At 63.5% G+C, this 22994-nt stretch carries 24 protein-coding genes; 14 read left to right on the forward strand and 10 right to left on the reverse strand.

The window, feature by feature from the left end; all coding sequences use genetic code 11:
* Positions 1–9 precede the first annotated feature (9 nt).
* The 6 genes from BCY88_RS30175 to BCY88_RS30200 form a co-directional block, all read right to left on the reverse strand.
* A complete protein-coding gene (locus BCY88_RS30175) occupies positions 10–240 on the reverse strand; it encodes a DUF2795 domain-containing protein (protein WP_120347815.1) in 231 nt (76 codons plus the stop codon).
* Between the two features lie 23 nt (positions 241–263).
* The gene (locus tag BCY88_RS30180; protein ID WP_120347816.1) at positions 264–518 is read right to left on the reverse strand and encodes a hypothetical protein; all 255 of its coding nucleotides are present in this window, start codon (positions 516–518) and stop codon (positions 264–266) included.
* 278 nt (positions 519–796) lie between these two features.
* Positions 797–2134 (reverse strand): C45 family autoproteolytic acyltransferase/hydrolase, encoded by a 1338-nt coding sequence (locus BCY88_RS30185; RefSeq protein ID WP_120347817.1) that lies wholly within the window; start codon positions 2132–2134, stop codon positions 797–799.
* A gap of 142 nt (positions 2135–2276) precedes the next feature.
* Complete coding sequence (locus BCY88_RS30190; protein WP_120347818.1) at positions 2277–4010, reverse strand: ClcB-like voltage-gated chloride channel protein; 1734 nt, start codon at positions 4008–4010, stop codon at positions 2277–2279.
* A 112-nt stretch (positions 4011–4122) separates the two neighbouring features.
* The gene (locus tag BCY88_RS30195; protein ID WP_120347819.1) at positions 4123–4860 is read right to left on the reverse strand and encodes a glutathione S-transferase; all 738 of its coding nucleotides are present in this window, start codon (positions 4858–4860) and stop codon (positions 4123–4125) included.
* A gap of 183 nt (positions 4861–5043) precedes the next feature.
* Complete coding sequence (locus BCY88_RS30200; RefSeq protein WP_120347820.1) at positions 5044–6135, reverse strand: YeiH family protein; 1092 nt, start codon at positions 6133–6135, stop codon at positions 5044–5046.
* Between the two features lie 120 nt (positions 6136–6255).
* On the opposite strand from BCY88_RS30200, the gene BCY88_RS30205 reads away from it, so the two are divergent.
* From BCY88_RS30205 to BCY88_RS30240, 8 genes are all read left to right on the forward strand, one after another.
* Positions 6256–7158 carry a LysR family transcriptional regulator gene (locus BCY88_RS30205; RefSeq protein WP_120347821.1) on the forward strand — a complete coding sequence of 301 codons (903 nt, stop codon included), beginning with the start codon at positions 6256–6258 and terminating at the stop codon, positions 7156–7158.
* Between the two features lie 159 nt (positions 7159–7317).
* The gene (locus BCY88_RS30210; protein ID WP_120347822.1) at positions 7318–8091 is read left to right on the forward strand and encodes a sugar phosphate isomerase/epimerase family protein; all 774 of its coding nucleotides are present in this window, start codon (positions 7318–7320) and stop codon (positions 8089–8091) included.
* A 118-nt stretch (positions 8092–8209) separates the two neighbouring features.
* On the forward strand, positions 8210–9193 hold the full coding sequence (locus BCY88_RS30215) for a sugar kinase (protein ID WP_120347823.1): 984 nt from the start codon (positions 8210–8212) through the stop codon (positions 9191–9193).
* A gap of 245 nt (positions 9194–9438) precedes the next feature.
* Complete coding sequence (locus tag BCY88_RS30220; RefSeq protein WP_120347824.1) at positions 9439–10728, forward strand: MFS transporter; 1290 nt, start codon at positions 9439–9441, stop codon at positions 10726–10728.
* Between the two features lie 4 nt (positions 10729–10732).
* Positions 10733–11698 (forward strand): 2-hydroxyacid dehydrogenase, encoded by a 966-nt coding sequence (locus BCY88_RS30225; RefSeq protein WP_120347825.1) that lies wholly within the window; start codon positions 10733–10735, stop codon positions 11696–11698.
* Positions 11695–12897 (forward strand): LacI family DNA-binding transcriptional regulator, encoded by a 1203-nt coding sequence (locus BCY88_RS30230; RefSeq protein ID WP_120347826.1) that lies wholly within the window; start codon positions 11695–11697, stop codon positions 12895–12897. Before BCY88_RS30225 ends, BCY88_RS30230 begins: the two co-directional genes overlap by 4 nt.
* A 72-nt stretch (positions 12898–12969) precedes the next feature.
* On the forward strand, positions 12970–13779 hold the full coding sequence (locus tag BCY88_RS30235; RefSeq protein ID WP_120347827.1) for a YhfC family intramembrane metalloprotease: 810 nt from the start codon (positions 12970–12972) through the stop codon (positions 13777–13779).
* 155 nt (positions 13780–13934) lie between these two features.
* Positions 13935–14303 carry a DUF3022 domain-containing protein gene (locus BCY88_RS30240; RefSeq protein ID WP_120347828.1) on the forward strand — a complete coding sequence of 123 codons (369 nt, stop codon included), beginning with the start codon at positions 13935–13937 and terminating at the stop codon, positions 14301–14303.
* Position 14304: 1 nt separating this feature from the next.
* On the opposite strand, the gene BCY88_RS30245 is transcribed toward BCY88_RS30240, so the two are convergent.
* Together BCY88_RS30245 and BCY88_RS30250 are read right to left on the reverse strand one after the other, a co-directional pair.
* Complete coding sequence (locus BCY88_RS30245; protein WP_120347829.1) at positions 14305–14742, reverse strand: PGDYG domain-containing protein; 438 nt, start codon at positions 14740–14742, stop codon at positions 14305–14307.
* Positions 14743–15020: 278 nt separating this feature from the next.
* On the reverse strand, positions 15021–15509 hold the full coding sequence (locus BCY88_RS30250) for a Spy/CpxP family protein refolding chaperone (RefSeq protein ID WP_120347830.1): 489 nt from the start codon (positions 15507–15509) through the stop codon (positions 15021–15023).
* Positions 15510–15696: 187 nt separating this feature from the next.
* Here BCY88_RS30250 and BCY88_RS30255 point away from each other — a divergent pair, with 187 nt between their 5' ends.
* The 3 genes from BCY88_RS30255 to BCY88_RS30265 all read left to right on the forward strand — a co-directional run bounded on the left by BCY88_RS30255 (position 15697) and on the right by BCY88_RS30265 (position 18444).
* Positions 15697–16581, forward strand: a complete 885-nt coding sequence (locus tag BCY88_RS30255) for a LysR family transcriptional regulator (RefSeq protein ID WP_120347831.1) — start codon at positions 15697–15699, stop codon at positions 16579–16581.
* Between the two features lie 82 nt (positions 16582–16663).
* Entirely contained in the window at positions 16664–17122 is a 459-nt protein-coding gene (locus tag BCY88_RS30260) for an Lrp/AsnC family transcriptional regulator (protein WP_046569023.1), read from the forward strand.
* A 224-nt stretch (positions 17123–17346) separates the two neighbouring features.
* Positions 17347–18444 carry a saccharopine dehydrogenase family protein gene (locus BCY88_RS30265; protein WP_120347832.1) on the forward strand — a complete coding sequence of 366 codons (1098 nt, stop codon included), beginning with the start codon at positions 17347–17349 and terminating at the stop codon, positions 18442–18444.
* A gap of 197 nt (positions 18445–18641) precedes the next feature.
* Here the strand turns inward: BCY88_RS30265 and BCY88_RS30270 are convergent, their stop codons facing one another.
* Entirely contained in the window at positions 18642–19259 is a 618-nt protein-coding gene (locus tag BCY88_RS30270; RefSeq protein ID WP_120347833.1) for a P-loop nucleotide/nucleoside kinase family protein, read from the reverse strand.
* A complete protein-coding gene (gene cydX / locus BCY88_RS30275) occupies positions 19256–19405 on the reverse strand; it encodes a cytochrome bd-I oxidase subunit CydX (RefSeq protein ID WP_120347834.1) in 150 nt (49 codons plus the stop codon). Before cydX ends, BCY88_RS30270 begins: the two co-directional genes overlap by 4 nt.
* A 303-nt stretch (positions 19406–19708) precedes the next feature.
* Here cydX and BCY88_RS30280 point away from each other — a divergent pair, with 303 nt between their 5' ends.
* The 3 genes from BCY88_RS30280 to BCY88_RS30290 all read left to right on the forward strand — a co-directional run bounded on the left by BCY88_RS30280 (position 19709) and on the right by BCY88_RS30290 (position 22676).
* Entirely contained in the window at positions 19709–20149 is a 441-nt protein-coding gene (locus tag BCY88_RS30280; protein WP_120347835.1) for a hypothetical protein, read from the forward strand.
* Positions 20150–20374: 225 nt separating this feature from the next.
* Positions 20375–21352, forward strand: a complete 978-nt coding sequence (corA, locus tag BCY88_RS30285; RefSeq protein ID WP_120347836.1) for a magnesium/cobalt transporter CorA — start codon at positions 20375–20377, stop codon at positions 21350–21352.
* A gap of 361 nt (positions 21353–21713) precedes the next feature.
* Positions 21714–22676 carry a sugar ABC transporter substrate-binding protein gene (locus BCY88_RS30290; RefSeq protein ID WP_120347837.1) on the forward strand — a complete coding sequence of 321 codons (963 nt, stop codon included), beginning with the start codon at positions 21714–21716 and terminating at the stop codon, positions 22674–22676.
* The last annotated feature ends 318 nt before the right edge of the window (positions 22677–22994 follow it).

The following is a 22994-nucleotide window of genomic DNA, read 5'->3' on the forward strand; positions in this document are numbered from 1 at the left end:
GCCTGCCGCTCATGCTCCCAGGCCCGGTCCGTAATTGCCGCCGATCAGGCGCGTGACCGACGTGACGTCGGCGTAATCCTGCTCCGGCAGGCCGTCGAGCATCGACAGCACTTCGTTGCTCGCGCCGGCTTCGCGCGCGGCCTCGACTAACGCGTCTTTATAGGTCGGAAAACTGACTTCGCGCAGCACGTCGGTGATCTGCAGATCAATCGATTCACCGGGAATAGTCGATTCGGTCACGCAGGCGCTCCTAAGGGCTGTTGTCAGGTTTGCAAGTGTTCGTTCTGGCCCGCGAAGCTTCGCTCCAGATGCCGCGACTTGGGCAGCGCGATGTATTGCCATTGTTGCGGGCGATTGTCGTCCGTGACAGCCACGTCCGGCGCCGGGGGGGCGACGGGTGCGGCGTCGGCGCGTTCGGCAAGGCTATTGGCGGCCGTGCCGTCCGGCGCGGTATGAACCGGCGCGGCAAAACACGAGGCTGACAGCGTCACCATGGTCAACAGTGTCGAGGTTTTCATCGCCCGACCTCCTATGCTCATGCGGCGCTGACAGTTAAGCACGCGCTGTGCCGTCCCCGCGTCGAAAGGAGGGCGCAACCTGCACGCGGCTCTGCATTATGCGCACGGCGTGCATCTACCATCTTAGATGGCAAACCGCAGTGGCGCGCGCGCAAAAGAGACAAAACCTCATTGCAGATTTCACATGATGGCAGGAAAAAGGCCATGCCGTCGCGAACGACTGTACGGCGGCCATGTTGCGTCGCAATAAACCGTCCGTGACGCGACAGGCGCCTCGTCTAGCGCAGCACCTCGAAGCGCGTCCATGGCCAGGAAGGGCGGTCGCGCATGTAGCCGTTGAGCCAGTTCCATTGTGGATGGCGCTTCATGAACGCCTGGGCGTCGAACGGCCGGCCGCACGGGTGGCCCCAGCGCGCGGTGAAGGCCATGGCGCGTGCCATGTCGCTGTCGACCACCTTGCCGTCGTTGGCGCCCCACGGATTGAACGGCCCCTGATCAGAACCGCCGAAGCGCGCGTCGTCCAGTTCCAGATGCCCGCAGATGGTGCGCGAACAGGGGTTGTCGTTGCGGTCGAGATAGACGTCGTGATGGTCGGCGATCATCTCTTTGGCGAGTTCGGCGTCGATCTTGCCGTGATGCATTTCTTCGAGCTGCATGAAGCGCAAGCGGCGCGCGCCGTTCTTGCGCACGTCCGTATAGTCTTCGCCTTCGCCGATGCATTCCTGGTTGCGGATCTTCAGATCGGTTGCGGTGTTGTAACCACTGTAGAAGCCGTTTTTCGTACTTTCGAAACCGGAATAGTGCAGCCCCAGTTCGTAGCGCGCGATCTCGCCGGTCTTGGTGTCGCCGAGCAGCCAGCTGTTCGCATAGCCGCCGTTATTGGCAACCGCGAACATCTCGCACCATTCGCCGATGTCTTTGGCATATTGCGACGCGCGCCGCGAGCGATAGAACTCCGGTGCGCCCGCCGCGTTGTAGCCGACGAAGTTGGAAATGGTCGTTTCGGTGACCATCAGGCCGGCCTGGGTGACCCAGAAATCGGTGAGGCTGGAGATGCATCCCGGCAGGCCCTGCATCAGGATGCGGTTGCCGCGATCCGGCACGATGTCGAACACCACGTTGAACGCATCGCCCGCGGCGTAGCGGTCCCACGAGTTGTGCGCCATGACGATACGGCCGTCCCGGGTGGCATTGCCGGTGGCGATGAACGCGCTGCAGTGATGGCCACGGCGCCCGCGCCACGGTTTTGCGCCGAGATGCGGTTGCTGGGCCGCCGCGTGGCTCGGCCACCAGCTTTGCAGCAGATCCATGTAGCCGTTCCAGGCCAGCACTTCGGCGAACGGCAGCTTCGCGCCGTCGGCGATACCCTGGATTTCATCGGCGAATTCGGTGTCGAGTTTGTTGGCGAACTGCGAGGTGGCGGCGTCGACGAAGGTATCGAAGTCTTCACCGGTGTCCCATTTCGCCAGGTAGCGGGCGGTGCGGATCGCGTTCTGGATTTCAGTGGCGAGCAACTGACCGTGCTGCTCGCCGCGATCGTACGGCTCGCCTTCGATATGCAGAAAAATCCAGCCGGCCTGATCACGGCGTACGGCGTCAAGGGACGGTTCGCTCATCTTCGCTCCGATCGAAGGGCGGGCGTCTCGGCGCCCGTCCTGGCGTAACGCGCGCTGCTCGCGATCGCGGCAACGGTCTCCTCATTGTAGAGAATCTGCCGCGCTTTGCACGGACGCAGAGCCGCGCCGTGCCGCGCAAATTCTAGCGAGTCGGATTCATGCGGAAATACGCATCGAGCAGCGACGTCTTGTAGACCACGCCCGCCAGTTTCGGATCGGCGGTGCTTTCGACAACCGGCAGCCGCTCGCCCTGAAACGCCATGAAGTGTTGCAACGCGACGCCGAGCGGCATATCCGGCGTCAGCACGTCGAAATGCGGCTGCAGATAATCCGCGGCGGTTTTCGCGGCGGTGTCGCTTTTATCGAGCAGGTCGGAGGTGATGTCCTTGAGCGCGACCACGCCGAGAAACGCACCGGACTCGTTGGCGACATACAGATACTTCACCGGATATTCGAGGAAAACGCGCGTCATGTCGTGCACGGTCGCGTTGGGCGGCACGACGGTTTCGGCGGGGCGGATCAACTCGCGCATCTGCGTCGCGCGCAGACGGGTGCGCTCCTGTTCCTCCTGATTGCGGCGCAGCGTGATTTCGTACATCGAGGTTTTGCCGATCGCGCGCGACACGAAATACGCGACCACGCACGACAGCATCAGCGGCAGCACTACCTGATAGCTGAGCGTCATCTCGAAGATCATCAGGATCGCCATGAGCGGCGCCTGCGTGGCGCCGGCGAGAAATGCGCCCATGCCGACCATCGCATAAGCGAACGGCGCCGAGGTGCCGTGCGGCCACAACGCGTGCATGCCGAGGCCGAACAGCGAGCCGACCACCGCGCCGACGAAGAGCGTCGGCGTGAATACCCCGCCGATCGCGCCTGAACCCACGGTCGCCGAGGTCGCGACGATCTTGAAGACCAGTACGAGGACGAGCGCGGACCACGTCCACGGCGAATGCAGAATGGAATTGACGACGCTGTAGCCGTTGCCCCACACCTCGGGCGTCCACACGGACAGAATGCCGACGATCAGGCCGCCCAGCGCGAGCCGGATGGGCAGCGGCAGGGGCAGTTTGCGAAAGTTGGCTTTCGAGAAATCCATCAGCCGCAGAAACTGCGGCGCGGCGGCGCCGCACAGCAGCCCGAGTCCGACGAACAACAGAACTTCGGCGCCCGTCACAGGCGGAAATACCGGCATTTCGTACGGCGGCTTGTAGCTGGTGAACTCGCGCATCGTGATGTTGGCGACCACCGCCGACACGACCACGGGGCCGAAGCTTTCCATCACGATCGAGCCGAGCACGATTTCCGTGACGAAGAACGCGCCGGCAATCGGCGCGCTGTACGCGGCGGTAATCCCGGCCGCCGCGCCACAGGCGACGAGCAGGCGCAGACGCGGCGGGTCGAAATGCACCCAGCGGCCGATCAGCGACGCGGCCAGCGCCGCCAGTTGCACCATCGGACCTTCGCGGCCGATCGAGCCGCCGCTCGAAATCGTGAACAGCGACGACACGCTGCGCCAGAAGCTCAGCTTGACCGGCACCACGCCGTCGCCGATCGCGACGGCTTCCATGTAGTCGATGTGATTGCCTTTGTCGACGTGACGCCGCGCGATCAGCAGAAAAAAACCGGCGATCAGGCCGCCCGCGGCGGGCAGCCACACGCGCACCGTCCACGGCAGGCCGCGCGCCATTTCGACGAAACTGCCGGACTTGCCGACCGCCGCCAGTTGCAGCAGCGCGATGCCCTCGCGAAAGGCAATCGTCGCGAACGCGCCCGCCACGCCGACTACCACCGACCAGACCAGCATCGTGTGGGCGTCGGACAGACGGAACAGGGTTTGGGCGCGGGTGCGCAGCTTCAGCAGGAATGAAAGCACGTCGGCGGATGAGGATGGGGTGGATGGAAGGAATGCGCGTACGGTAACAGCATCGCGCCCGCAGGCGGAAGCGGGCGCGATGCCGAGGGCTCGCGAAGGCGGATGGCGCGGATCAAGCCGCCGCCTTGTCGAGTTCCGGATAGTGCCGGAAGATGCAGGCTTCGTTATGCTCGATGCGCCGGTCGGACTGGAGGTAGGCGGCGATGTTCGGCCGCTCGATCACCGCGTCGTGCAACGCCGCGAGGCGCGGATACTGTTCGCCGAAACGCTTGAGTGCACGCGGAAACGCGTACAGCAAGCCGTCGATCAGCTGGAACATCGACAGGTCGACGTAAGTGAGCGCATCGCCCACCATGAAGGTGTCGCCTGCCGGGTTCTGTTTCAGCACCCGCTCGAAGTACTTCATGAACTTCGGAATCCGGTTGTCGATGAAGTCGTGCGCGCGCACTTTCGCGGCGTCTTTCTGGTCTTCGTAATACAGGGCGCTGGCGAGCGGATGATGTGTGTCGTGCGCTTCGGTCACCATGTCGGCGATCGTCAGTTGCAGTCCGTTGGCAACGTAGCGCAGGCTGTCGAGCGAGGGCGCGAGATTGAGCTTCGGGCCGAGGTAGAACAGGATGTTGGCGGTCTGCGAGATCACCAGATCGCCGTCTTTCAGAAACGGCGGCGCGAACGGCGGATGGGGCTCGTCCTTACTCTTCATGATCGCCATCATCGCGTTCGTGCCGAGACCGTCCGACGCCTCGCCGCGCGTTACCTCCACATAGTCGGCGCCGGCTTCTTCCAGCGCAAGACGCACGAACTCGCCGCGGCCTTGCAAGCCGTCCCAATAGTAAAGTTCCAGGCTCATCGATCGGTCCTCATTCCGGTTGCATGAACGGGTTTGTACGAACGGGGCTGCATAAGGGATTGCATAAGGGGCAGCATAAGCTGACAACGTCAGCAACCAGTATGCCGCGCATGCGTGCCGGATGGTTCGCCTGAACGCACAAAACCCCGCACGCGGCGGGGTTGGTCAGGAAGCGATGGCGGTTCAGCCGAACAGGTGCTGCACGATCCATGTGATACCCAGTCCACCGGCAATCAACCACACATACAGGATGAAGCCGGTGGTCAAAGCGCGGGGGCCGGCCTGACGGATCTGCGCGATGCGGGTTTCGATACCGAGCGCGGTCATGGCCATGGTGAGCGCGAAGGTGTCGAGCATGTTCAGCGTGCTGGTCGCGTTTTCCGGCAGGACGTGCAGCGAATTGATCACGACGAAGGCGAGGAAGCCGAGTGCGAACCAGGGAATCGCCAGCTTGCGCGGCGCATGGTGCTTGCCGTCTTCAGCCGTCGCCGTGGCGGCGTTGCGTGCCGGGCGGTTCACCCACATGCCCACGGCCAGCAGCACCGGCACCAGCAGCATCACACGGGTCATCTTGACGATGGTCGCGATGTGAGTCGCTTCGGGGCTCACGTTGCTCGCCGCGCCAACCACCTGCGCCACTTCGTGAATCGTGCCGCCGAAGAACAGCCCCGCGCCAACCGTGTCGAGATGCAGCCAGCCCGCCTTGAACAGCACCGGGTACAGGAACATCGAGAGGGTGCCGAACAGCACCACGCTGCCCACGGCCATGGCGCTCTTGTGCGGCTTCGATTGCAGCGTCGACTCGAATGCGAGCACGGCAGCCGCGCCGCAGATGGCGCTGCCTGCGGCCGTGAGGAGCGCGGTGTCGCGGTCGAGTTTCATGATCTTCATGCCGGCCCAGGTGCCGATCGCAAGCGTGCTCACAACGATCAGCACCGATTCGGCGAGACCGGGCAGGCCGACCTGAGCGATTTCCTGCAGGCTGACGCGCAAGCCGAAAAACGCCACGGCGATGCGCAGGAGTTTGCGCGCCGAGAAGTTGATGCCGGCCGCCCAGCTTTCCGGCATGCCGTCACGCAACGCGTTGCCGTAGATGGCGCCCGCCACGATGCCGACGATCAGCGGGCTCAAACCGAGGCCTGCGATGGCCGGGATCGCCGCGATGCGAGTCACGGCAGCGGCGAACAGCGCCACGAAGAGAATGCCGTTGAGCTGGCCGCGGGTCGAGGAAGACCCGGCGGGTGTGGCGGCAGCGGTGAGGTGAGCGGTGGACATGGCGTAGTGCCTTCCTATGGCTGTTCTGATTCGATAGGCCTAATCCTAAATTAGATATATCGATATGAAAAATCATGATTTAGAATGTAAAGTATCAGCTGCACGGATACTTTCTCCATCATGACCCCGGACCAACTTATAACGTTTGCCGCCGTTGCCGAACACCGCAACATCAGCCGGGCGGCTGTGGCGCTGCATTTATCGCAGCCGGCCGTGTCCGGACAATTGCGCCAGCTGCAGGACGAATTCGGCGAGCCGCTTTACCTGCGCGACGGGCGCGGCGTGCGCCTCACGCCCGCCGGCGAGCAACTTGCCAGCTATGCGACCCGCTTGCGCGATACGTGGCGGCAGGCGCATGCGTATCGCGACGCGCTGCGCGGCCTCGAACAGGGCACCTTGCGGATCGGCGCGAGCACCACGCCGGCGAGCTATCTGCTGCCGTACCTGATCGCCGACTTTCATCGCCGCTATCCCGAGGTGACGCTGCATACCGCCGACGGCAACACCACGGAAATCGTCAGCGCGCTGGGTTCGGTGGATATCGCGATGATCGAGGGGCCGGTCGGCGAGGATCTGCCGCCGGACACCGCGGTGCATGCGTGGCGTGAGGACGAGATCGTCGCGATCATGCCGCGCACGCATCCGCTGGCGCAGGCGGTCGGCTCGGGCATGAACAACGGGCGGGTGGAACTGGCGGCCTTCGGCTCGCATCCGCTGGTGTTGCGCGAAGCCGGCTCGGGCGTGCGGCAGATCGTCGAGCGGGCGTTTGCCCGGGCCGGCGTGCCGATGCGCGTGGCGCTGGAGATTGCCGGGGTGGAAGGCGTCAAGGAGGCGGTGCGAGCGGGGATGGGTATCGGTTTCGTCTCGGCGATGTCGATGCGGCACGAAGACGGTGCGCTGTGTCTGTTCTCGTTGGGTCCCGAGCCGCTGACACGGCGGCTCTCGATTCTGGTGCCGCATGCGAGTGCCCCGTCGCGAGTGGTTGAGCAGTTCCTCGCGCTTTGTCTCGCGGATGGCGCCTGATCGGCGCGGCCTGGGGATTTCCACTATGGTGCATGACGCCGCGCTCGGCGCACTATTCGGGCATCGCAAGCGCCTCGGCGTTTTTTTTCGAAATTCATTTGGAACCGGTTCCAAACGCCAGTCAGATGCTGATATGGCACAGGTTTGAGTAAATTCGACATGGCTGAGACAGTGGGCGTGGTGATCGTCGCAAGCGCCTTCGGAATGGACGCGGTCCGCAAGGACGGTCATCTGAAGTGGGCTGGTGCGAGCAAACAGGCAGGCGCCGCGGCTTTTGAAGTGCGCCGCGAACTGTTCGCGGATGACGCCGATGCCGCGCCGCAGGCACTGCGCGCGCTCGGTCGATCGATCGCCGAACTCGGGTTGTGGTCGGTCTATTCGACCCCCGCTTCGCTGTACCTGTCCGACGGACAACTCGACGCCGGCGCACTGCGCCTCGCGCTCGACGAAGCGACCGCGTTCGGCGCGCGTTTCGTGAAGCTGCAACTCGGCGGCTTCGTAGCCGAGGCCCATGGCGCGGCAATTGCCGGGCAACTGCGCGGTGCGAGCGTGCGGCTCGTCGTCGAAAACGGCCAGTTGGCCGAGGGCGGCTCGCTCGCGCAATTCATTGGCCTGTTCGACGCGCTGAAGCGCGAAGGCCACGCGGGTGTCCTCGGCATGACCTTCGACATCGGCAACTGGGCATGGCGCGATGTCGCGCCGCTCGATGCCGCCGGGATGCTGGCCGCACACGTCGAATATATCCATTGCAAGACGGCGGTGGGCGAGGGCGCACGGCGCTTTGCCGCCGCGCCGGCTGCCGGCGACACACAGTTCGCCGCGGTGCTCGACAAGCTGCCGCGCCACGTGCCGCGCGGCATTGAATTTCCCTTCGATGCGAGCCGTATCGAGGCGGACGCGGCGCATTACGTCGCGTGGCTGGCCGCCGCGTAAGCGGCGCGCAGGACCTGAGAGAGCAGTCGCAGGAAAGCGCGGTAAACAGGAAAACGCAGGAAACCGCGGGAAAACGCGGGAACACGCGGGAAAACGCAGGAATCCGCAGGAGCGAAGCATGAGCAACACAAACGCAGCACTCGACGTCATCACCTACGGCGAAGCGATGGCCATGTTCGTGGCCGCCGAAACCGGCGCACTTGCCGGCGTGGGGCAATTTACCAAGCGCGTCGCGGGCGCCGATCTGAACGTGGCGATCGGTTTGTCGCGGCTGGGCTTCAAGGTGGGCTGGATGAGCCGGGTCGGCCAGGATTCGTTCGGCCAGTACGTGCGCGACACGCTGACGAAAGAAGGCATCGACCAGCGCTGCGTCACCACCGACGAGCGCTATCCGACCGGTTTCCAGCTGAAGTCGAAGAACGACGACGGCAGCGATCCGGCCGTCGAGTACTTCCGCAAAGGATCGGCGGCGAGCCACCTGTCGTTGGCCGACTACGCGGCCGATTACGTGCTGCCCGCGCGTCACCTTCACCTGACGGGCGTGGCGCCGGCCATCTCGGCGAGTTCGTGCGAACTTGCCTTCCACCTGGCGCGTGAAATGCGTGCTGCGGGCAAAACCATTTCGTTCGACCCGAATCTGCGCCCGACGCTATGGCCTTCGCGCGCCGCGATGGTCGAAGGGCTGAATGCGCTCGCCGCACTGGCCGACTGGGTGCTGCCCGGCATCGGCGAAGGGGAAATCCTGACCGGTTATACGCAGCCGGACGACATCGCAAAGTTTTATCTCGACCAGGGCGCGCGCGGCGTGATCATCAAGCTCGGCGCAGCAGGCGCGTACTTTCGCACTGCCGACAATGCCGCCGTGATTGCCGGTCAGCCGGTCGCGAAGGTGGTGGACACGGTCGGCGCGGGCGATGGCTTCGCGGTCGGCGTGGTCAGCGCGCTGCTGGAAGGCAAGAGCTTGCCGCTGGCGGTGGCGCGCGGCAATCGCATCGGCGCCCTGGCGATCCAGGTGATCGGCGATTCGGAAGGCCTGCCGAGCCGTGCCGAACTCGATGCGCTCGAACTGGCCGACGCGCCGCGCGTCGTCACCGCGGCCTGAGCGCGGGTGCGCCACGCACCGCGCAGCACGGGGTGCATGCAGTACTGGTCAGCATTGGCTGGTTCGATAACAGCAAGAGCGCCCGAACAGCGCCCGGTGACCGTCCATCGTTGCTTCGGGAAACCGTTGGCAACTGGCTTGTAGGGGACCAGAGTAGGCGCTAAAGCGCTAACTACGGTCGACAGCTTTGCATGGGACCCGAGTAGGCGCTAAAGCGCCAACTCTGGTCGACAAAGGAGACTTTCATGACTTCATCGCTTGCGATTCGCCGCTGGTGGACGATCATGCCGATCGTATTCATCACGTACAGTCTGGCTTACCTCGACCGCGCGAACTTCGGTTTCGCCTCGGCCGCCGGCATCAACCAGGATCTCGGCATCAGCAAAGGACTCTCGTCGCTGATCGGCGCGTTGTTCTTTCTCGGCTATTTCTTCTTCCAGATTCCCGGCGCGATTTACGCGGAACGCCGCAGCGTGAAAAAGCTCGTGTTCTGGAGCCTGATCCTGTGGGGCGGTTGCGCGGCGCTGACGGGCATGGTCAGCAATATTCCCTCGCTGATGGTGATCCGCTTCGTGCTTGGCGTAGTCGAAGCCGCGGTGATGCCGGCAATGCTGATTTTCATCAGCAACTGGTTCACGAAGAGCGAGCGCTCGCGGGCCAATACCTTCCTGATTCTCGGTAATCCGGTCACGGTGCTGTGGATGTCGGTGGTATCCGGCTATCTGGTGCACTCGTTCGGCTGGCGCCACATGTTCATCGCCGAAGGCGCGCCCGCGATCATCTGGGCGGTGTGCTGGTGGTTCATCGTGCAGGACAAGCCGCAGCAGGTGTCGTGGCTCACGCAGCAGCAAAAGGACGAGCTCGCCGAAACCCTGCGCGCCGAACAGGCCGCGATCAAGCCAGTGCGAAATTACAGCGAGGCGTTTCGCACGCCCGCGGTCATCAAGCTGTGCGCGCAGTATTTCTGCTGGAGCATCGGCGTGTATGGTTTCGTGCTGTGGCTGCCGTCGATCCTGAAGAACGGTTCGACGCTCGGCATGGTCGAAACCGGCTGGCTCTCGGCGCTGCCGTATCTGGCCGCGACGATCGCCATGCTTGCGGCTTCGTGGGCATCGGATAAACTCAACCGCCGCAAAGTGTTCGTGTGGCCGTTCCTGCTGGTCGGCGCGATCGCGTTCGCGGCGTCCTACGCGCTCGGCTCCACGCACTTCTGGATCTCGTACGCGCTGCTGGTGATCGCCGGCGGTGCAATGTATGCCCCGTATGGGCCGTTCTTCGCGATCGTGCCGGAGCTGCTGCCGAGGAACGTTGCGGGCGGCGCGATGGCGTTGATCAATAGCATGGGCGCACTCGGTTCGTTCGTCGGCTCGTACGTGGTCGGCTATCTGAATGGCGCGACCGGAACACCCGCGGCATCGTATGCGTTCATGAGCGTGGCGCTGGTCGCCGCGGTGATTCTGACGTTGATCGTCAAGCCACAGGCGCAGCCGCAGAATCCGGGTGCCAAGCTCGCTACACCGTTGCAAGGAAAATAAGCTGATGAAGAAGATTGTCGTCTGGAAGTCGTTGCCCGAGGACGTGCTCGCGTATCTGCAACAACACGCGCAAGTCGTGCAGGTCGACCCTGCGCAGCACGACACGTTTGTCGCCGCCTTGAAGGAGGCGGACGGCGGCATCGGTTCGAGCGTGAAAATCACCCCGGCGATGCTTGAAGGCGCGAGCCGGCTGAAGGCGTTGTCGACCATCTCGGTGGGTTTCGACCAGTTCGACGTTGCCGACCTCACGCGTCGCGGTATCGTGCTCGCGCACACGCCTGACGTGCTGACCGAGTCCACGGCGGATACGGTGTTTTCGCTAATCCTTGCATCGGCGCGGCGCGTGGTCGAACTTGCGGAGTGGGTGAAGGCCGGCCAGTGGCAGCACAGCATCGGACCCGCGCTTTTCGGCGTCGACGTGCAGGGCAAGACGCTCGGCATCGTCGGGCTGGGACGGATCGGCGGCGCGGTCGCGCGGCGCGCGGCACTCGGCTTCAACATGAAAGTGCTGTACACGAATCGCAGCGCAAACGCGCAGGCGGAACAGGCTTACGGTGCGCGTCGCGTCGAATTGGCGGAGTTGCTCGCCACCGCCGACTTTGTTTGTCTGCAGGTGCCGCTTACGCCCGAGACGAAGCACATGATCGGCGCGGCCGAATTCAGATCGATGAAGAAGAGCGCGATTCTGATCAATGCGTCGCGCGGCGCCACGGTCGATGAGCAGGCGTTGATCGAAGCCCTGCAAAACGGCACGATTCACGGCGCGGGTCTGGACGTGTTCGAAACCGAACCGTTGCCGGCCGATTCGCCGCTGCTGAAAATGGCGAACGTGGTCGCGCTGCCGCATATCGGCTCGGCGACCCACGAGACCCGCCATGCGATGGCGCGCAATGCGGCGGAAAACCTCGTGGCCGCGCTCGAAGGAACGCTCGCCACCAATATCGTCAACCGCGAAGTGCTGAAGCAATGAGCATGACACCCGTTGCCGCCGCGCGCCGCGCGACGATTACCGACGTCGCGCGCGAAGCCGGCACCGGCAAGACCAGCATCTCGCGCTACCTGAATGGCGAGATGAGCGTGCTGTCGCCGGAATTGCGCGCGCGCATCGAAGCGGCGATCGAACGTCTCGACTATCAGCCGAACCAGATGGCGCGGGGCCTCAAGCGTGGCCGCAATCGCCTGATCGGCATGCTGCTCGCCGACTTGACGAATCCGTACACCGTCGAAGTGTTGCAAGGCGTGGAAGCCGCCTGCCACGCGCTCGGGTTGATGCCGCTGATCTGCCACGCGGCGAACGAAGTCGAAATGGAGCGGCGCTATCTGCAACTGCTGACCACGTATCGCGTGGAAGGCGTGATCGTCAACGCGCTCGGCGTGCGGGAGGAAACGCTGCGGCCGGTGGGCGGCGGCGGAATTCCAGCGGTGCTGGTCGACCGTTCGGTGGAGGGGCTTGTCGCCGACATGGTCGGGCTGGACAACCGGGCGGCCGCTGAGCTCGGCACGCGGCATTTGCTCGACAATGGTTTCGACGACATCTGGTTCGTCGTGCAGCCCTTCGAGCAGGTCAGTTCGCGGCAATTGCGCGAGGCGGCGTTTCGCGAGGTGATGAGCGGCGCGGGCGGTAAGGGCCACGAGGGCGGCACAAGCGAAGGCGGCACAAGGGACGGTAAGGGCGAAGGCAGTACGCGCGGCGCGCGTGGGCATACGCTGGTGTTGAACCTTGCGGAGCCGGCAGCCGTGGAGCGCGCCCTCGCCGAACTGGACCGCGCCATCGATGCAGCGAGCGATCCCGCCGGCGCCATGGCCCGTGCGACAGATGGCGCGGCACGCAACGCTATGGACGAGGCCACAGGCAATGCCCCATACAACGCCACCGCCAGATCCAGCCGCATTGCCTTGTTCGCGGCCAACGCGCCGGTCGCGCTATGCCTCGCCCTGCATCTGAAAGCGCGCTACGGTGCCGATTGGCAGGCACGCGTCGCGCTGCTGTCGATCGACGATCCCGACTGGGCCGAATTGGCCGGCATCACCACGATCCGCCAGCCGACGTACGAGATCGGCTACCGCGCGGTCGAGTTCCTCCATGAGCGCATCGAAGGGGTTCAAACCAGCGCGCGCGACTGCCTTCTGCCAGGCGAATTGATCGTCCGCGCGTCAACTTTGCGCTGACTTCGCGCTGATCTGCGATCATTCGGGCTGCGGCGCGCAGCGGGTGCGCGCCGGGCAAACGCAAGGAAACTCATGGTTGTTGCACCGCTTACCCTGTCGAGCCTCGCTGTCGCGACGCTGTTCGTCGCTGCCTTACCGTTTCTGATCTATCGCCGGCTGCGCCGGCCGCTTGCGCTGAACCCCCGCGACGCGATCACCGGCATTGCCGTGTTCGCCTTGTTCGCGATGGTGATCGAGCGCGCGCTGAACGACTACGTGCTGCATCGGAACGAAACTAGCGCCACCTTCCTGTCCAATCCGCTGGCCTTCGTGGTGTATGGCGCGCTGGTGGCCGGAGTCTGCGAGGAGGTGGGGCGTTTCATCGGGATGCGTCTGTTACTGAAGCGCGCGGCGGCGAGGGGCACGTCCAGCGCGGGCACGGGTGACGGCACGGCGCTGACCTATGGCCTCGGCCACGGCGGCGCGGAGGCGTGGCTCGTCGGCGTGCTGGTGCAGATTCAATGGATCCTGTTCGCTGTCTTCGAAAATCGCGGCGAGCTGGACGGCTACCTGAGCAATCTGCCGACCGATTCGCTGATGCGCATCCATCTGATCCTCGCCAGCCTGACGCCGCAGACGGCCGGTATTTTCGCGCTCGAAAGGGTGGCCGCGCTGGTGTTCCAGATCGGTTTGTCGGTGCTGATGTGGCGCGGCGTACGGGCGGGTTGGCGTGGCATCCTGCCGCTCGCGATTGCGTTGCATGCGCTGGTCGACGTGCCGGCCGCGCTGTTCCAGGCGCAACTCGTGCCGCTCGCCGCGGTGGACGGCGTGTATGCACTGGGGGCGGTGATTGTCACGGGCTTGCTGTTCAGGGTGTTCCGCCGTCCGGCGGTTGCCGCGTGAGTCTGCTGTTGGCCACTTACCGGCCAATCGTTAGCCGCTCATTGACCGCTCATTAGCCGCTGTTTAGCTATTTGCCACACGGCCCCTTTGTGACGTTCTAACTTCCGGCGTACCGTTTCGGTACGCCGATCAGGCTCATCCTTTCGGTACATCTCATGGAAGAAGCTTACCAATACGACTGCGCGAACCCCGAGTTCGAGGAATTGGCGCGCGTCATCAGCGATCTGTTTCCCGAGCAGACGCAGTTTATTCAGCGTGCAGCCGAAGATGGCACGCCGACCCTGGCGATTCATTGGGTTGCCATGCGCTTCGGCTCGACCGCGCGCCGCATTGTCATGAGCGTGGTGATTGCGCCGGCGGCGCTGGCGCGTTATCGCGCGTTGCCGGCACGGCTGCGTGGCCGGAGTTTCGCGGTGTTGCGGGCGTATGTCGAAGCGAGCATCGGCTCGCTCGAAGAGCAGTATGCGAACGGCGAAGCGGTGCCGCGCGATGTGACGGTGGATCTCGGCGACGAGTTTGCTTAACTCAATCGGCGAGCCGATAGACCTTCGCAAAGCGGGCGGCCTGCACAACGCCGTAGTCGCCAGGGGCGTACTGCATGATCCAGTCGCCGGCGGCGCCGTGCAGCACATCGCCACCGCTCGCTGAGCGGGCCAGTGAAAACGCTTCGTTCATCTGTTTGGCCAGCACGACGGCCGGCCGGTTGCGGTATGCGCCCGCTTCGCCGTGAGCGAGAGCGGTGTCTTCCGGCAGGTACTTGGCGTCGAAGCGTTCGCGCGAGACGACCCAGCGGTCGCCGGTCGAGCCGGTGATCAGCGCGTCGCCAACGGCATAGCGATTCGGGCCTTCCAGGCTCATCAGCTCGCCTTCGATAGCGGCGAACTCGACGTTCACGGTTTCGTTTTTGACGACGCGCTGGGCGTCGGCATCGTTACTCAGATCGAGATTTTTGAGTTCGGTCATGAAGCCAGTGGGTATGGAGAGATTGACTGCCGCGCCGAGACTTTGCGTCTTGACGCCACATACCCGCAATCATGCCAGATGCATTTGCCGATGGGCTTCTTTTGCCATTCGCGGCGGCTGGGATTGTCCGCAAGGGCAAAAAACTGCTCACGCGGCGCGGATTTGCGCGCCGCGTGCAATCAAGCTGATGCGCCGTGAAGCCGCACTCGTGAAGCGCTGACGGCTTCACGAGCGCGGTAGTACAACTGCGGCGTTGCAACCGCAGCTTCATCACCTCATTACTCAGCCGCCGGCGCCTTCTTGGCACCGCCCTTGCCGTGGTGATGGGCGCCGCCTTCAGGGCCGCCCTGATGGAACGTTGCGTCGGCCAGCTTCTTCTGTTCCGGCGAGAAGCTGGTGTACAGCGGGTCGAATGCATCGACCAGTTTCTTCATGCCGTCCGCGTGGGCTTGTGCGATCGTTGCATATTGCTTCATGTCGTCGAGCGCCGACAGGTTCGTTGCGGCCTTGCGCTGCTGGAACAATTGCCCCATCGTTTCGCCGTTGTTGCGCATGACGTCGGCGAATGCGTTCCACTGCGTCTCCTGCTCCGGCGTGATCTTCAACTTCGTGTGCAGGTAGGTGATGCGGTCTTCGACATTGCGCTCGTGGCCGGCTTTTGCGGCGGGTGCCGAGGCGCTGGTCGGTGCCGAAGCCGGCGCGGAGGTTTGTGCGAACGCGCCGCTCATGGCGACTGCGGTGGCCAGCATTACGAGTGCTTTTTTCATCGAAACTCCTGATGTCTGTTCGAATTGGGACAAGGCGAGCATGGCGAGCGGCCTAACGTGCATCGGCATGGCGACGCAAGGCGACCGGCTGCCCACTTCGCCGTCGCCGCTATTAGTATCACGATATCCCTACACTGCGGTTGCAGTGCGACAAACGCTTACAACCGAAACGATCAGGAAATAGCGGGTGGACAAATTCGTCAGCATGGAAATCTTCGTCGCGGTGGTCGAAGCGGGCAGTCTCACGGCGGCGGCCGAACGATTTGACATTTCGTCGGCAATGGTGGGCAAGCACATTCGCTCGCTTGAAACTCGGCTTGCAACGCGGCTGCTGACGCGCACCACGCGCCGTCAGAGTCTGACGGAAATCGGCCGTCACTATTACGAGCAGTGCCGACGCATTCTGACGGACGTCAAGGAGGCGGAGTCCCTCGCCGAGGCAATGGCAGCCGCGCCGCGCGGCGTGCTGAAGGTGACGGTGCCGCTGACGTACGGCGTCGAAGTGTTTGCCCCGGCGATGACCGACTATCTGACCGCGTGGCCGGACGTGAGCCTCGAACTGGATTTGTCGAATCGCGTGATCGACCTGGTGGAAGAGGGCTTCGACGCGTCGGTGCGAATCGGCCATTTGCCGGATTCCAGTTTCGTCGCGCGGCCCTTGAAGCCGTACCGGATGCGTGCCTGCGCGTCGCCGGCCTATCTGGCGCGCGCGGGCACGCCCCGCACGCCGGCCGATCTGATGCAGCATGAATGTCTGGGTTTTCTGCATTGGGGCCGCGAGGGTTTGTGGCGGCTGGGCGGCGAGACCGCCGACGAAAACCAGTTGCGCGCGGGACGGTTCCGGGCGAACAACGGCCAGGCGCTCAAGGTTGCCGCCTTGCGTGGTTTCGGGCTGGTGTTGCAGCCGGAAGCGCTGCTCGCCAGAGAGATCGCCAGCGGCGAACTGGTGTCGGTGCTGGAGGACTATTTGCCCGAGGGCGCGCCCGTTCATCTGGTCTATCCGCGTGATCGCCGCGCCACGCCGAAGCTCACCAGCTTCATCGATTTCGTGATCGAGCGGTTCGGCGTGTGATGCTTCAGGGTTCCTCTGCCTGCCGCCCGATACCCGGGACGCGCGATAATCCGCTTCACTTCTGACCAACTTCTTGCCCCCGATGAGACCACCGCGCCTCGACCAACTCGACGAACTCGACCGCAACCTCGTTGCGGCGCTGCAGGCCAACGCCCGTGAGAGTGTCGCCAATCTCGCGCGCCAACTGGATGTGGCGCGTACTACCGTGATCGCCCGGATCGCGCGGCTCGAGCGCAGCAACGTGATCGGCGGCTATAGCGTGCGGCTGGGCCAGGACGTGCTCGACTCGAGCATTCAGGCGTACGTCGGCATCATCATCGCGCCGAAGTACGGACCGGCCGTGCAGAAGCGTCTCGGCAAGATGCCCGAGGTGCAACTGCTATGCGCGGTGAGCGGCGAGTTCGACTATGTCGCGTGGCTGCGCGCCGATTCGCCCGACCGCCTCAACGATCTGCTGGACGAGATCGGCGGACTGGAAGGTGTGGAGCGAACCACGACGTCGATCATTCTGGCGCGCAAGATCGACCGCGGCATGGTGTGATTGCACCGCCCAATTTTTACGCCGTTTTAACGTGTTTTCGACGTATCGACTAATTGTGTCGTCATAACGTCGAAAATCATGGTCATAGCGCAGCATTTTGCGCGTATGAACTGTTTTTGCTTCTCCCTAAACTGTGTCTCAAGGGTTCAGCCCGCCGGGCGTGGCGCCTAAGCGCCGCGCACTTCCCAAGCTGGAGACAGCAGACAGAGAATAAGGAGAAGCGCATGAAAGTAGCCATTGTTGGCGCAGGTTTGATCGGTCACACCATCGCCCATATGTTGCGCGAAACTGGCGACTACGACGTTGTCGCGTTCGACCGCGATCAACATGCGCTCGATAAGCTCGCCGCCCAGGGTATCCCGACCCGCCGCGTCGATTCCGCCGACGCCGCCGCGCTGCGCGCTGCCATTCAGGGCTTCGATACGCTCATCAACGCGCTGCCGTATTACCTGGCGGTGAATGTGGCTTCGGCAGCCAAGGGCGCGGGCGTCCATTACTTCGATCTGACTGAAGACGTGCGCGCTACCCACGCGATCCGCGAGATCGCCGACTCCGCCGATCACGCCTTCATGCCGCAGTGCGGTCTGGCGCCGGGTTTCATCGGTATCGCCGCGCACGAACTGGCGAACCGTTTCACCGAAATCCGCGACGTCAAGATGCGCGTGGGCGCGCTGCCGGAGTTCCCGACCAACGCGCTGAAGTACAACCTGACGTGGAGCGTCGACGGTCTGATCAACGAATACTGCCAGCCCTGCGAAGCGATTCGCGACAGCCGCACGCAGTGGGTGCAGCCGCTCGAAGGTCTCGAACACTTCTCGCTCGACGGGACCGAGTACGAAGCCTTCAATACATCCGGCGGCCTGGGCACGTTATGCGAAACGCTGTCGGGCCGGGTCGAATCGCTCGACTACAAGTCGGTACGCTATCCCGGCCACCGCAACCTGATGCAGTTCCTGCTGGAAGATCTGCGTCTTGCGAGCGACCGCGATACGCTCAAGACCATCATGCGCCGTTCGGTGCCCTCGACCGCGCAGGACGTCGTGCTGGTGTTCATCACCGTGAGCGGCATACGTGACGGCCAGCTGGTGCAGGAAGTGTTCACCCGCAAGATTTTCGCGAAGACAGTGTGCGGCGTGCCGATGAGCGCGATCCAGATCACCACGGCTGGCGCGATGTGCGCGGTGCTCGATCTGTTCCGCGAGAAGAAGCTGCCGCAAAGCGGTTTCGTGCGCCAGGAACAGGTCTCGCTGCGCGACTTCCTCTCGAACCGCTTTGGCCAGTTGTACGAAGGGCAGTCGCTGGATGCGATGGCAACGGTATAAGCCGCGACTAGCGCACTGAAGACCCAGACGAGGCTCAAAACCGGGGGCCGTGCGACAACGCGGCAGTGACGGCCGCGAGCAACGAAGAAGCCTCGTAGAAGGCTGTTTCATGAACGCCAGCGCCCCGCATTGCGGGGCGTTGTGCGTTTGAAACGCGGGTGCAACACGGGTTGCAACACGTGCGGTAACACGGCTCGCTACACAGGCAGCGGCGGCATCGCAGACGCCGCATACGGCTCGTCCACCAACCGCGCGAGCAACGCTTCGTAATCCGCGCGGGTCGGTGCGGTGTTGTCGAACATCAGCAGATCTTCGCAGATCTCGCCGCTCGGTACGAAGCGGCGTTGCCGATATTCGTCCCAATGCGCGAGTTTGTAGGCATCGTTCGGATTGCCGCGATCGACGATACGCTGATGCGCCGTCTCTTCCGATGTGGTGACCCACACCACCCGCAGCGTGACGTCCGCGCCGATGCCCAGCCACGCGCGATCGAAGAGGCGCCGCTCACGTACTTCCCGCGAGAGCGGGCCGACCACCAGCGCGCTGACGCCGATCTCGAGATTGTCGCGGGCGGTGTCGAGCAGGCCGCGATACTCAGGGTCGCGTAGGTGCTGGAGGAAAAGCGGGCTGTCGCGGTCGTTCGGGTCGCCGGTCAGCATGCCCATGGCGGCCGCACTGTAGCCGCCGAACAGCGTGTCTTTGTCGAGCAGGCAGAAGGGCGAGGAACTTGCCTGCATGAGTGGGCCGATCAGCTTCTTCGCGAGGCTTGTCTTGCCGGTGCCCGCGTGACCACAGAAGAAAACCAGATGAGTCACGAAGGCGTGTCCTCAGGCGTGGCGGGCGGCGTGCCTGCGATTTGCGGATCGCGCGCGAACTTGCCGCTGGCCTCCAGCCACATCACATTGATGATGCCGAAGCCCAAGGCCACGCCGATGCCGAGAATCCAGGTGAAATACCACATTGCAGTCTCCTTGATCGTAGGTCCGGCGAGGCAGACGCTGAAGCATTGCGCATAGCCGGTACAGAGAAGCAAACTTGCTGGCAAACAAAGGTAGCACGCGGTGGATCCGAGGGTAAATCCGCAGCGCGCGGCGCCCACAGCGCGGCACTTTGCAGCGATCATGAAGAAGAACGCGCTCTGGTGCAAGAGGGGCACGTCGCCCGGCCATTCAGCCAGGATGACGCAATGCGCCTATAACAGGAACACGCGTCATATCACCAGCAACAGCACCAGCAACAGCACCAGAGATACGGGAGACCCAGCATGCCGATGCGCCAGCACTTCCACTGCAAAGCCGCGCTGCTTGCGCTGGCTGTCGCGTCGCTCGCCGGTTGCGCGTCGACGCCTGCCGAACCCGTTGCGTTCAAGGAGGTGCCGCCAACGCGTATCGTCCAGCCCGGCTACACGCAGCCAGGGGCCGGACTGGTCGCCGTCGACGTGCGGCGCGAACGTTCCCGCGACGTGATCGTCCGGTTTCGCGACGCCCTGGTGTACATCGACGGCGACCAGGTCACCGATCTGATGAACGGCGAGCATGTGGTGTTCTATCTCAGCCCGGGCGTGCATCGCATCGGCGTCTCCACGCAATTCGATCCGGTCGTGGAGATGCACTTCACGGTCACGGCGGATACGCGCTACACGAACCATGCGTCGATCAACTTCGGCGACGATCACCGCATCGTTTTGCGCAGAGTTGCCCGGTAGCGTGGGGCGCGGCGCCGGCTTGCGCCGGACCACGGCGAACTGCGCCCGCCGCCGCGCCAGGTTTAGCTGCGAGGCTCAACCGCCCGGTTTAACAATTGGCTACATGATGTTCACGCAGAGCCCTTAACATGGCGGCTGTCGTGTATTCGTTCATGCAGACCGGCCACCGGGCCTGGGTACGGTGCGAAGCGGGCCGGCCTGCTCCGTTTTCAAGGTAATCCAAACATGCTGATCAATTGCGCCGCCTACCAGGACGGCCGGAAGCTGGGCGACATCGATATCGAGAGCATCAGCGACTACGTGGCGCGGCCCGAGTGCTTCGTCTGGGTCGCGCTGAAAGACCCGGGGCCAGAAGAACTGGCCGTGATGAAAGACGAGTTCGGCTTGCACGAACTCGCGATCGAGGACGTGCAGAACGGTCATCAGCGTCCGAAAATCGAGGAGTACGACGAGTCGCTGTTCGCCGTCATGCATACCGTGGAAATGGATGAAGAGGGCGAACTGCTGATCGGCGAAGTCGACGTGTTCGTGGGGCACAACTATGTGCTGTCGGTGCGCCGCGGCACGCGCACCGGGTTCCAGAACGTGCGCGCCCGTTGCGAGCGCGAGCCGCAATTGCTCAAGGAAGGCTCGGCGTTCGTGCTCTACGCGCTGGCCGACGACATCGTCGATCGTTACTTTCCGATCATCGAGGCGATGAACACCGAGATTGAAGCGCTCGAAGACCGCATTTTCGAGCGCAACAGTTCGGCGGCGTCGCGGGCGATCATCGAGGATCTGTACTCGCTGAAACGCCGTCTCGTGATCTTGCAGCACCACATCACCCCCTTGCAGGAAGCGATCGGCAAATTGACGGGCGGTCGCATTCCGAGCATCTGTGAAGGCATGCAGGCTTATTTTCGCGACGTCTACGACCATCTCCAGCGGATCGTCAAAACCATCGACGGCCGGCGCGAAATGGTCGTGACCGCGGTGCAGGTCAATCTGGGGATGATCTCGCTGGCCGAGAGCGAAGTGACCAAGCGGCTCGGTTCGTTCGCCGCCCTGTTCGCGGTGCCGACCATGATCGCCGGCATCTACGGGATGAACTTCGAGAGCATCCCCGGGCTGCATAGCAAGTTCGGCTATCCGATCTGTCTGATCGTGATGCTGGCCGTGGATGTGGTCCTGTACTGGCGTTTTCGCAAGGCCGATTGGCTTTGACAGGCCGGCGGCTTATCGTCCCGCGCCGTTCTCCGCTGTGGTTCCCGCTTGCATCGTGCGCAATAAAAGTCCAGCATAGACGGCCCGCCGGCCGCGAAGTTTGCAGCCGGCGGCAAATTTGCCACGCACGGATCAACCGAGGAACCCTTGCCGATAAGCAGCCTGGCGGTGGGCTTAGCCGCCGCGCCGGATCGAATCCAGCGAGCGCGCCGTATTCACGCAGGTTCTGCGTGCGGGTGCACCGCAACACCGCGAATCGTTGACAGTCCGAATCAGGCACGCTGAGAATAGGCCTCGCAAACGTTTGCGTGAAACTAAAAATACGGCTCGAGCGCGAGCCTGACAAATCCTGGAGAGACGCATGAGCCATCGCATTCGCCGCCGCATCCTGGCGGCCGCCGTTCTCGTCACCGCTACCGCCGCTTTACCGTTTTCCTCCGCTTACGCGCAAAGCGCGGCTGCCCATAAGCCAAGGGTCGCGCTGGTGATGAAGTCGCTCGCGAACGAGTTCTTCCTGACCATGGAAACCGGGGCGAAGGACTATCAGAAGCACAACGCCTCCCAATTCGACCTGATCACCAACGGCATCAAGGACGAGACCGACACCGCGAACCAGATCAGGATCGTCGAACAGATGATCGTCTCGAAGGTCGATGCGATCGTGCTGGCCCCGGCCGACTCGAAGGCGCTGGTGCCGGTGGTCAAGAAAGCCGTCGACGCGGGCATCATCGTTGTGAATATCGACAACCGGCTCGACCCGGACGTGCTCAAGTCGAAAGATCTGAATGTGCCGTTTGTCGGCCCGGATAACCGCAAGGGCGCCCAGAAGGTCGGCGATTACCTGGCCAAAAAACTGAAGGCGGGCGACGAGGTCGGCATTATCGAAGGCGTGTCGACCACCACCAATGCGCAACAACGCACCGCGGGCTTCAAGGACGCCATGCAGACCGTCGGCGCCAAGGTCGTATCGGTGCAATCGGGCGAATGGGAAATCGACAAGGGCAACGCCGTGGCGTCGGCTATGCTCAATGAGTATCCGAATCTGAAGGCGCTCCTCGCCGGCAACGACAATATGGCGATCGGCGCCGTTTCGGCCGTACGCGCGGCGGGCCGCCAGGGCAAGGTGCTGGTGGTCGGCTACGACAACATCAACGCGATCAAGCCGATGCTCAAGGACGGCCGCGTCCTCGCCACCGCCGACCAGTACGCAGCCAAGCAGGCTGTGTTCGGGATCGACACGGCGCTTAAGGCAATCAGCGAGCACAAGAAGCAGTCGCAGTTGTCGGGCGTGGTGGAAACGCCATGTGACCTGGTGACCAGATAGGCGCTGGGCAACCAGCACCGGTAAGTGGCGGGAAGCACCCGGAAGCACCGGAACACGCATCGCGAGCAACACCGCAGTAAACCCGGCGACGCGGGTTCGCGCTAACGCCACGGTGTGCTGGATGCGTGGCAAAAAGCGGGCGAATCCGCGCCAATTCAATAAACGCTCAAGAAACCTGCTGCGCCGCCGTTAATTCCAGAGGTAAGCGTCATGACGGCGGATGCGCGGCGGGAGGGGGCGTGGCCGATAGCGCCTCTCGCATTGCGCGCATTGGGCCGGCATGACACGTGGCTGTCGTTGGCGGCCTCATGCGAGCGA

This window comes from Paraburkholderia fungorum, from assembly GCF_003610895.1.
Classification (GTDB): domain Bacteria; phylum Pseudomonadota; class Gammaproteobacteria; order Burkholderiales; family Burkholderiaceae; genus Paraburkholderia; species Paraburkholderia fungorum_B.

Bases quoted from the DNA above. Each gene is read 5' to 3' on its own strand.
- BCY88_RS30180 (WP_120347816.1), bottom strand. From the start codon at position 518: ATGAAAACCTCGACACTGTTGACCATGGTGACGCTGTCAGCCTCGTGT.
- BCY88_RS30185 (WP_120347817.1), bottom strand. From the start codon at position 2,134: ATGAGCGAACCGTCCCTTGACGCCGTACGCCGTGATCAGGCCGGCTGG.
- BCY88_RS30195 (WP_120347819.1), bottom strand. From the start codon at position 4,860: ATGAGCCTGGAACTTTACTATTGGGACGGCTTGCAAGGCCGCGGCGAG.
- BCY88_RS30200 (WP_120347820.1), bottom strand. From the start codon at position 6,135: ATGTCCACCGCTCACCTCACCGCTGCCGCCACACCCGCCGGGTCTTCC.
- BCY88_RS30205 (WP_120347821.1), top strand. From the start codon at position 6,256: ATGACCCCGGACCAACTTATAACGTTTGCCGCCGTTGCCGAACACCGC.
- BCY88_RS30210 (WP_120347822.1), top strand. From the start codon at position 7,318: ATGGCTGAGACAGTGGGCGTGGTGATCGTCGCAAGCGCCTTCGGAATG.
- BCY88_RS30215 (WP_120347823.1), top strand. From the start codon at position 8,210: ATGAGCAACACAAACGCAGCACTCGACGTCATCACCTACGGCGAAGCG.
- BCY88_RS30220 (WP_120347824.1), top strand. From the start codon at position 9,439: ATGACTTCATCGCTTGCGATTCGCCGCTGGTGGACGATCATGCCGATC.
- BCY88_RS30225 (WP_120347825.1), top strand. From the start codon at position 10,733: ATGAAGAAGATTGTCGTCTGGAAGTCGTTGCCCGAGGACGTGCTCGCG.
- BCY88_RS30230 (WP_120347826.1), top strand. From the start codon at position 11,695: ATGAGCATGACACCCGTTGCCGCCGCGCGCCGCGCGACGATTACCGAC.
- BCY88_RS30235 (WP_120347827.1), top strand. From the start codon at position 12,970: ATGGTTGTTGCACCGCTTACCCTGTCGAGCCTCGCTGTCGCGACGCTG.
- BCY88_RS30240 (WP_120347828.1), top strand. From the start codon at position 13,935: ATGGAAGAAGCTTACCAATACGACTGCGCGAACCCCGAGTTCGAGGAA.
- BCY88_RS30245 (WP_120347829.1), bottom strand. From the start codon at position 14,742: ATGACCGAACTCAAAAATCTCGATCTGAGTAACGATGCCGACGCCCAG.
- BCY88_RS30250 (WP_120347830.1), bottom strand. From the start codon at position 15,509: ATGAAAAAAGCACTCGTAATGCTGGCCACCGCAGTCGCCATGAGCGGC.
- BCY88_RS30260 (WP_046569023.1), top strand. From the start codon at position 16,664: ATGAGACCACCGCGCCTCGACCAACTCGACGAACTCGACCGCAACCTC.
- BCY88_RS30265 (WP_120347832.1), top strand. From the start codon at position 17,347: ATGAAAGTAGCCATTGTTGGCGCAGGTTTGATCGGTCACACCATCGCC.
- cydX (WP_120347834.1), bottom strand. From the start codon at position 19,405: ATGTGGTATTTCACCTGGATTCTCGGCATCGGCGTGGCCTTGGGCTTC.
- BCY88_RS30280 (WP_120347835.1), top strand. From the start codon at position 19,709: ATGCCGATGCGCCAGCACTTCCACTGCAAAGCCGCGCTGCTTGCGCTG.
- corA (WP_120347836.1), top strand. From the start codon at position 20,375: ATGCTGATCAATTGCGCCGCCTACCAGGACGGCCGGAAGCTGGGCGAC.
- BCY88_RS30290 (WP_120347837.1), top strand. From the start codon at position 21,714: ATGAGCCATCGCATTCGCCGCCGCATCCTGGCGGCCGCCGTTCTCGTC.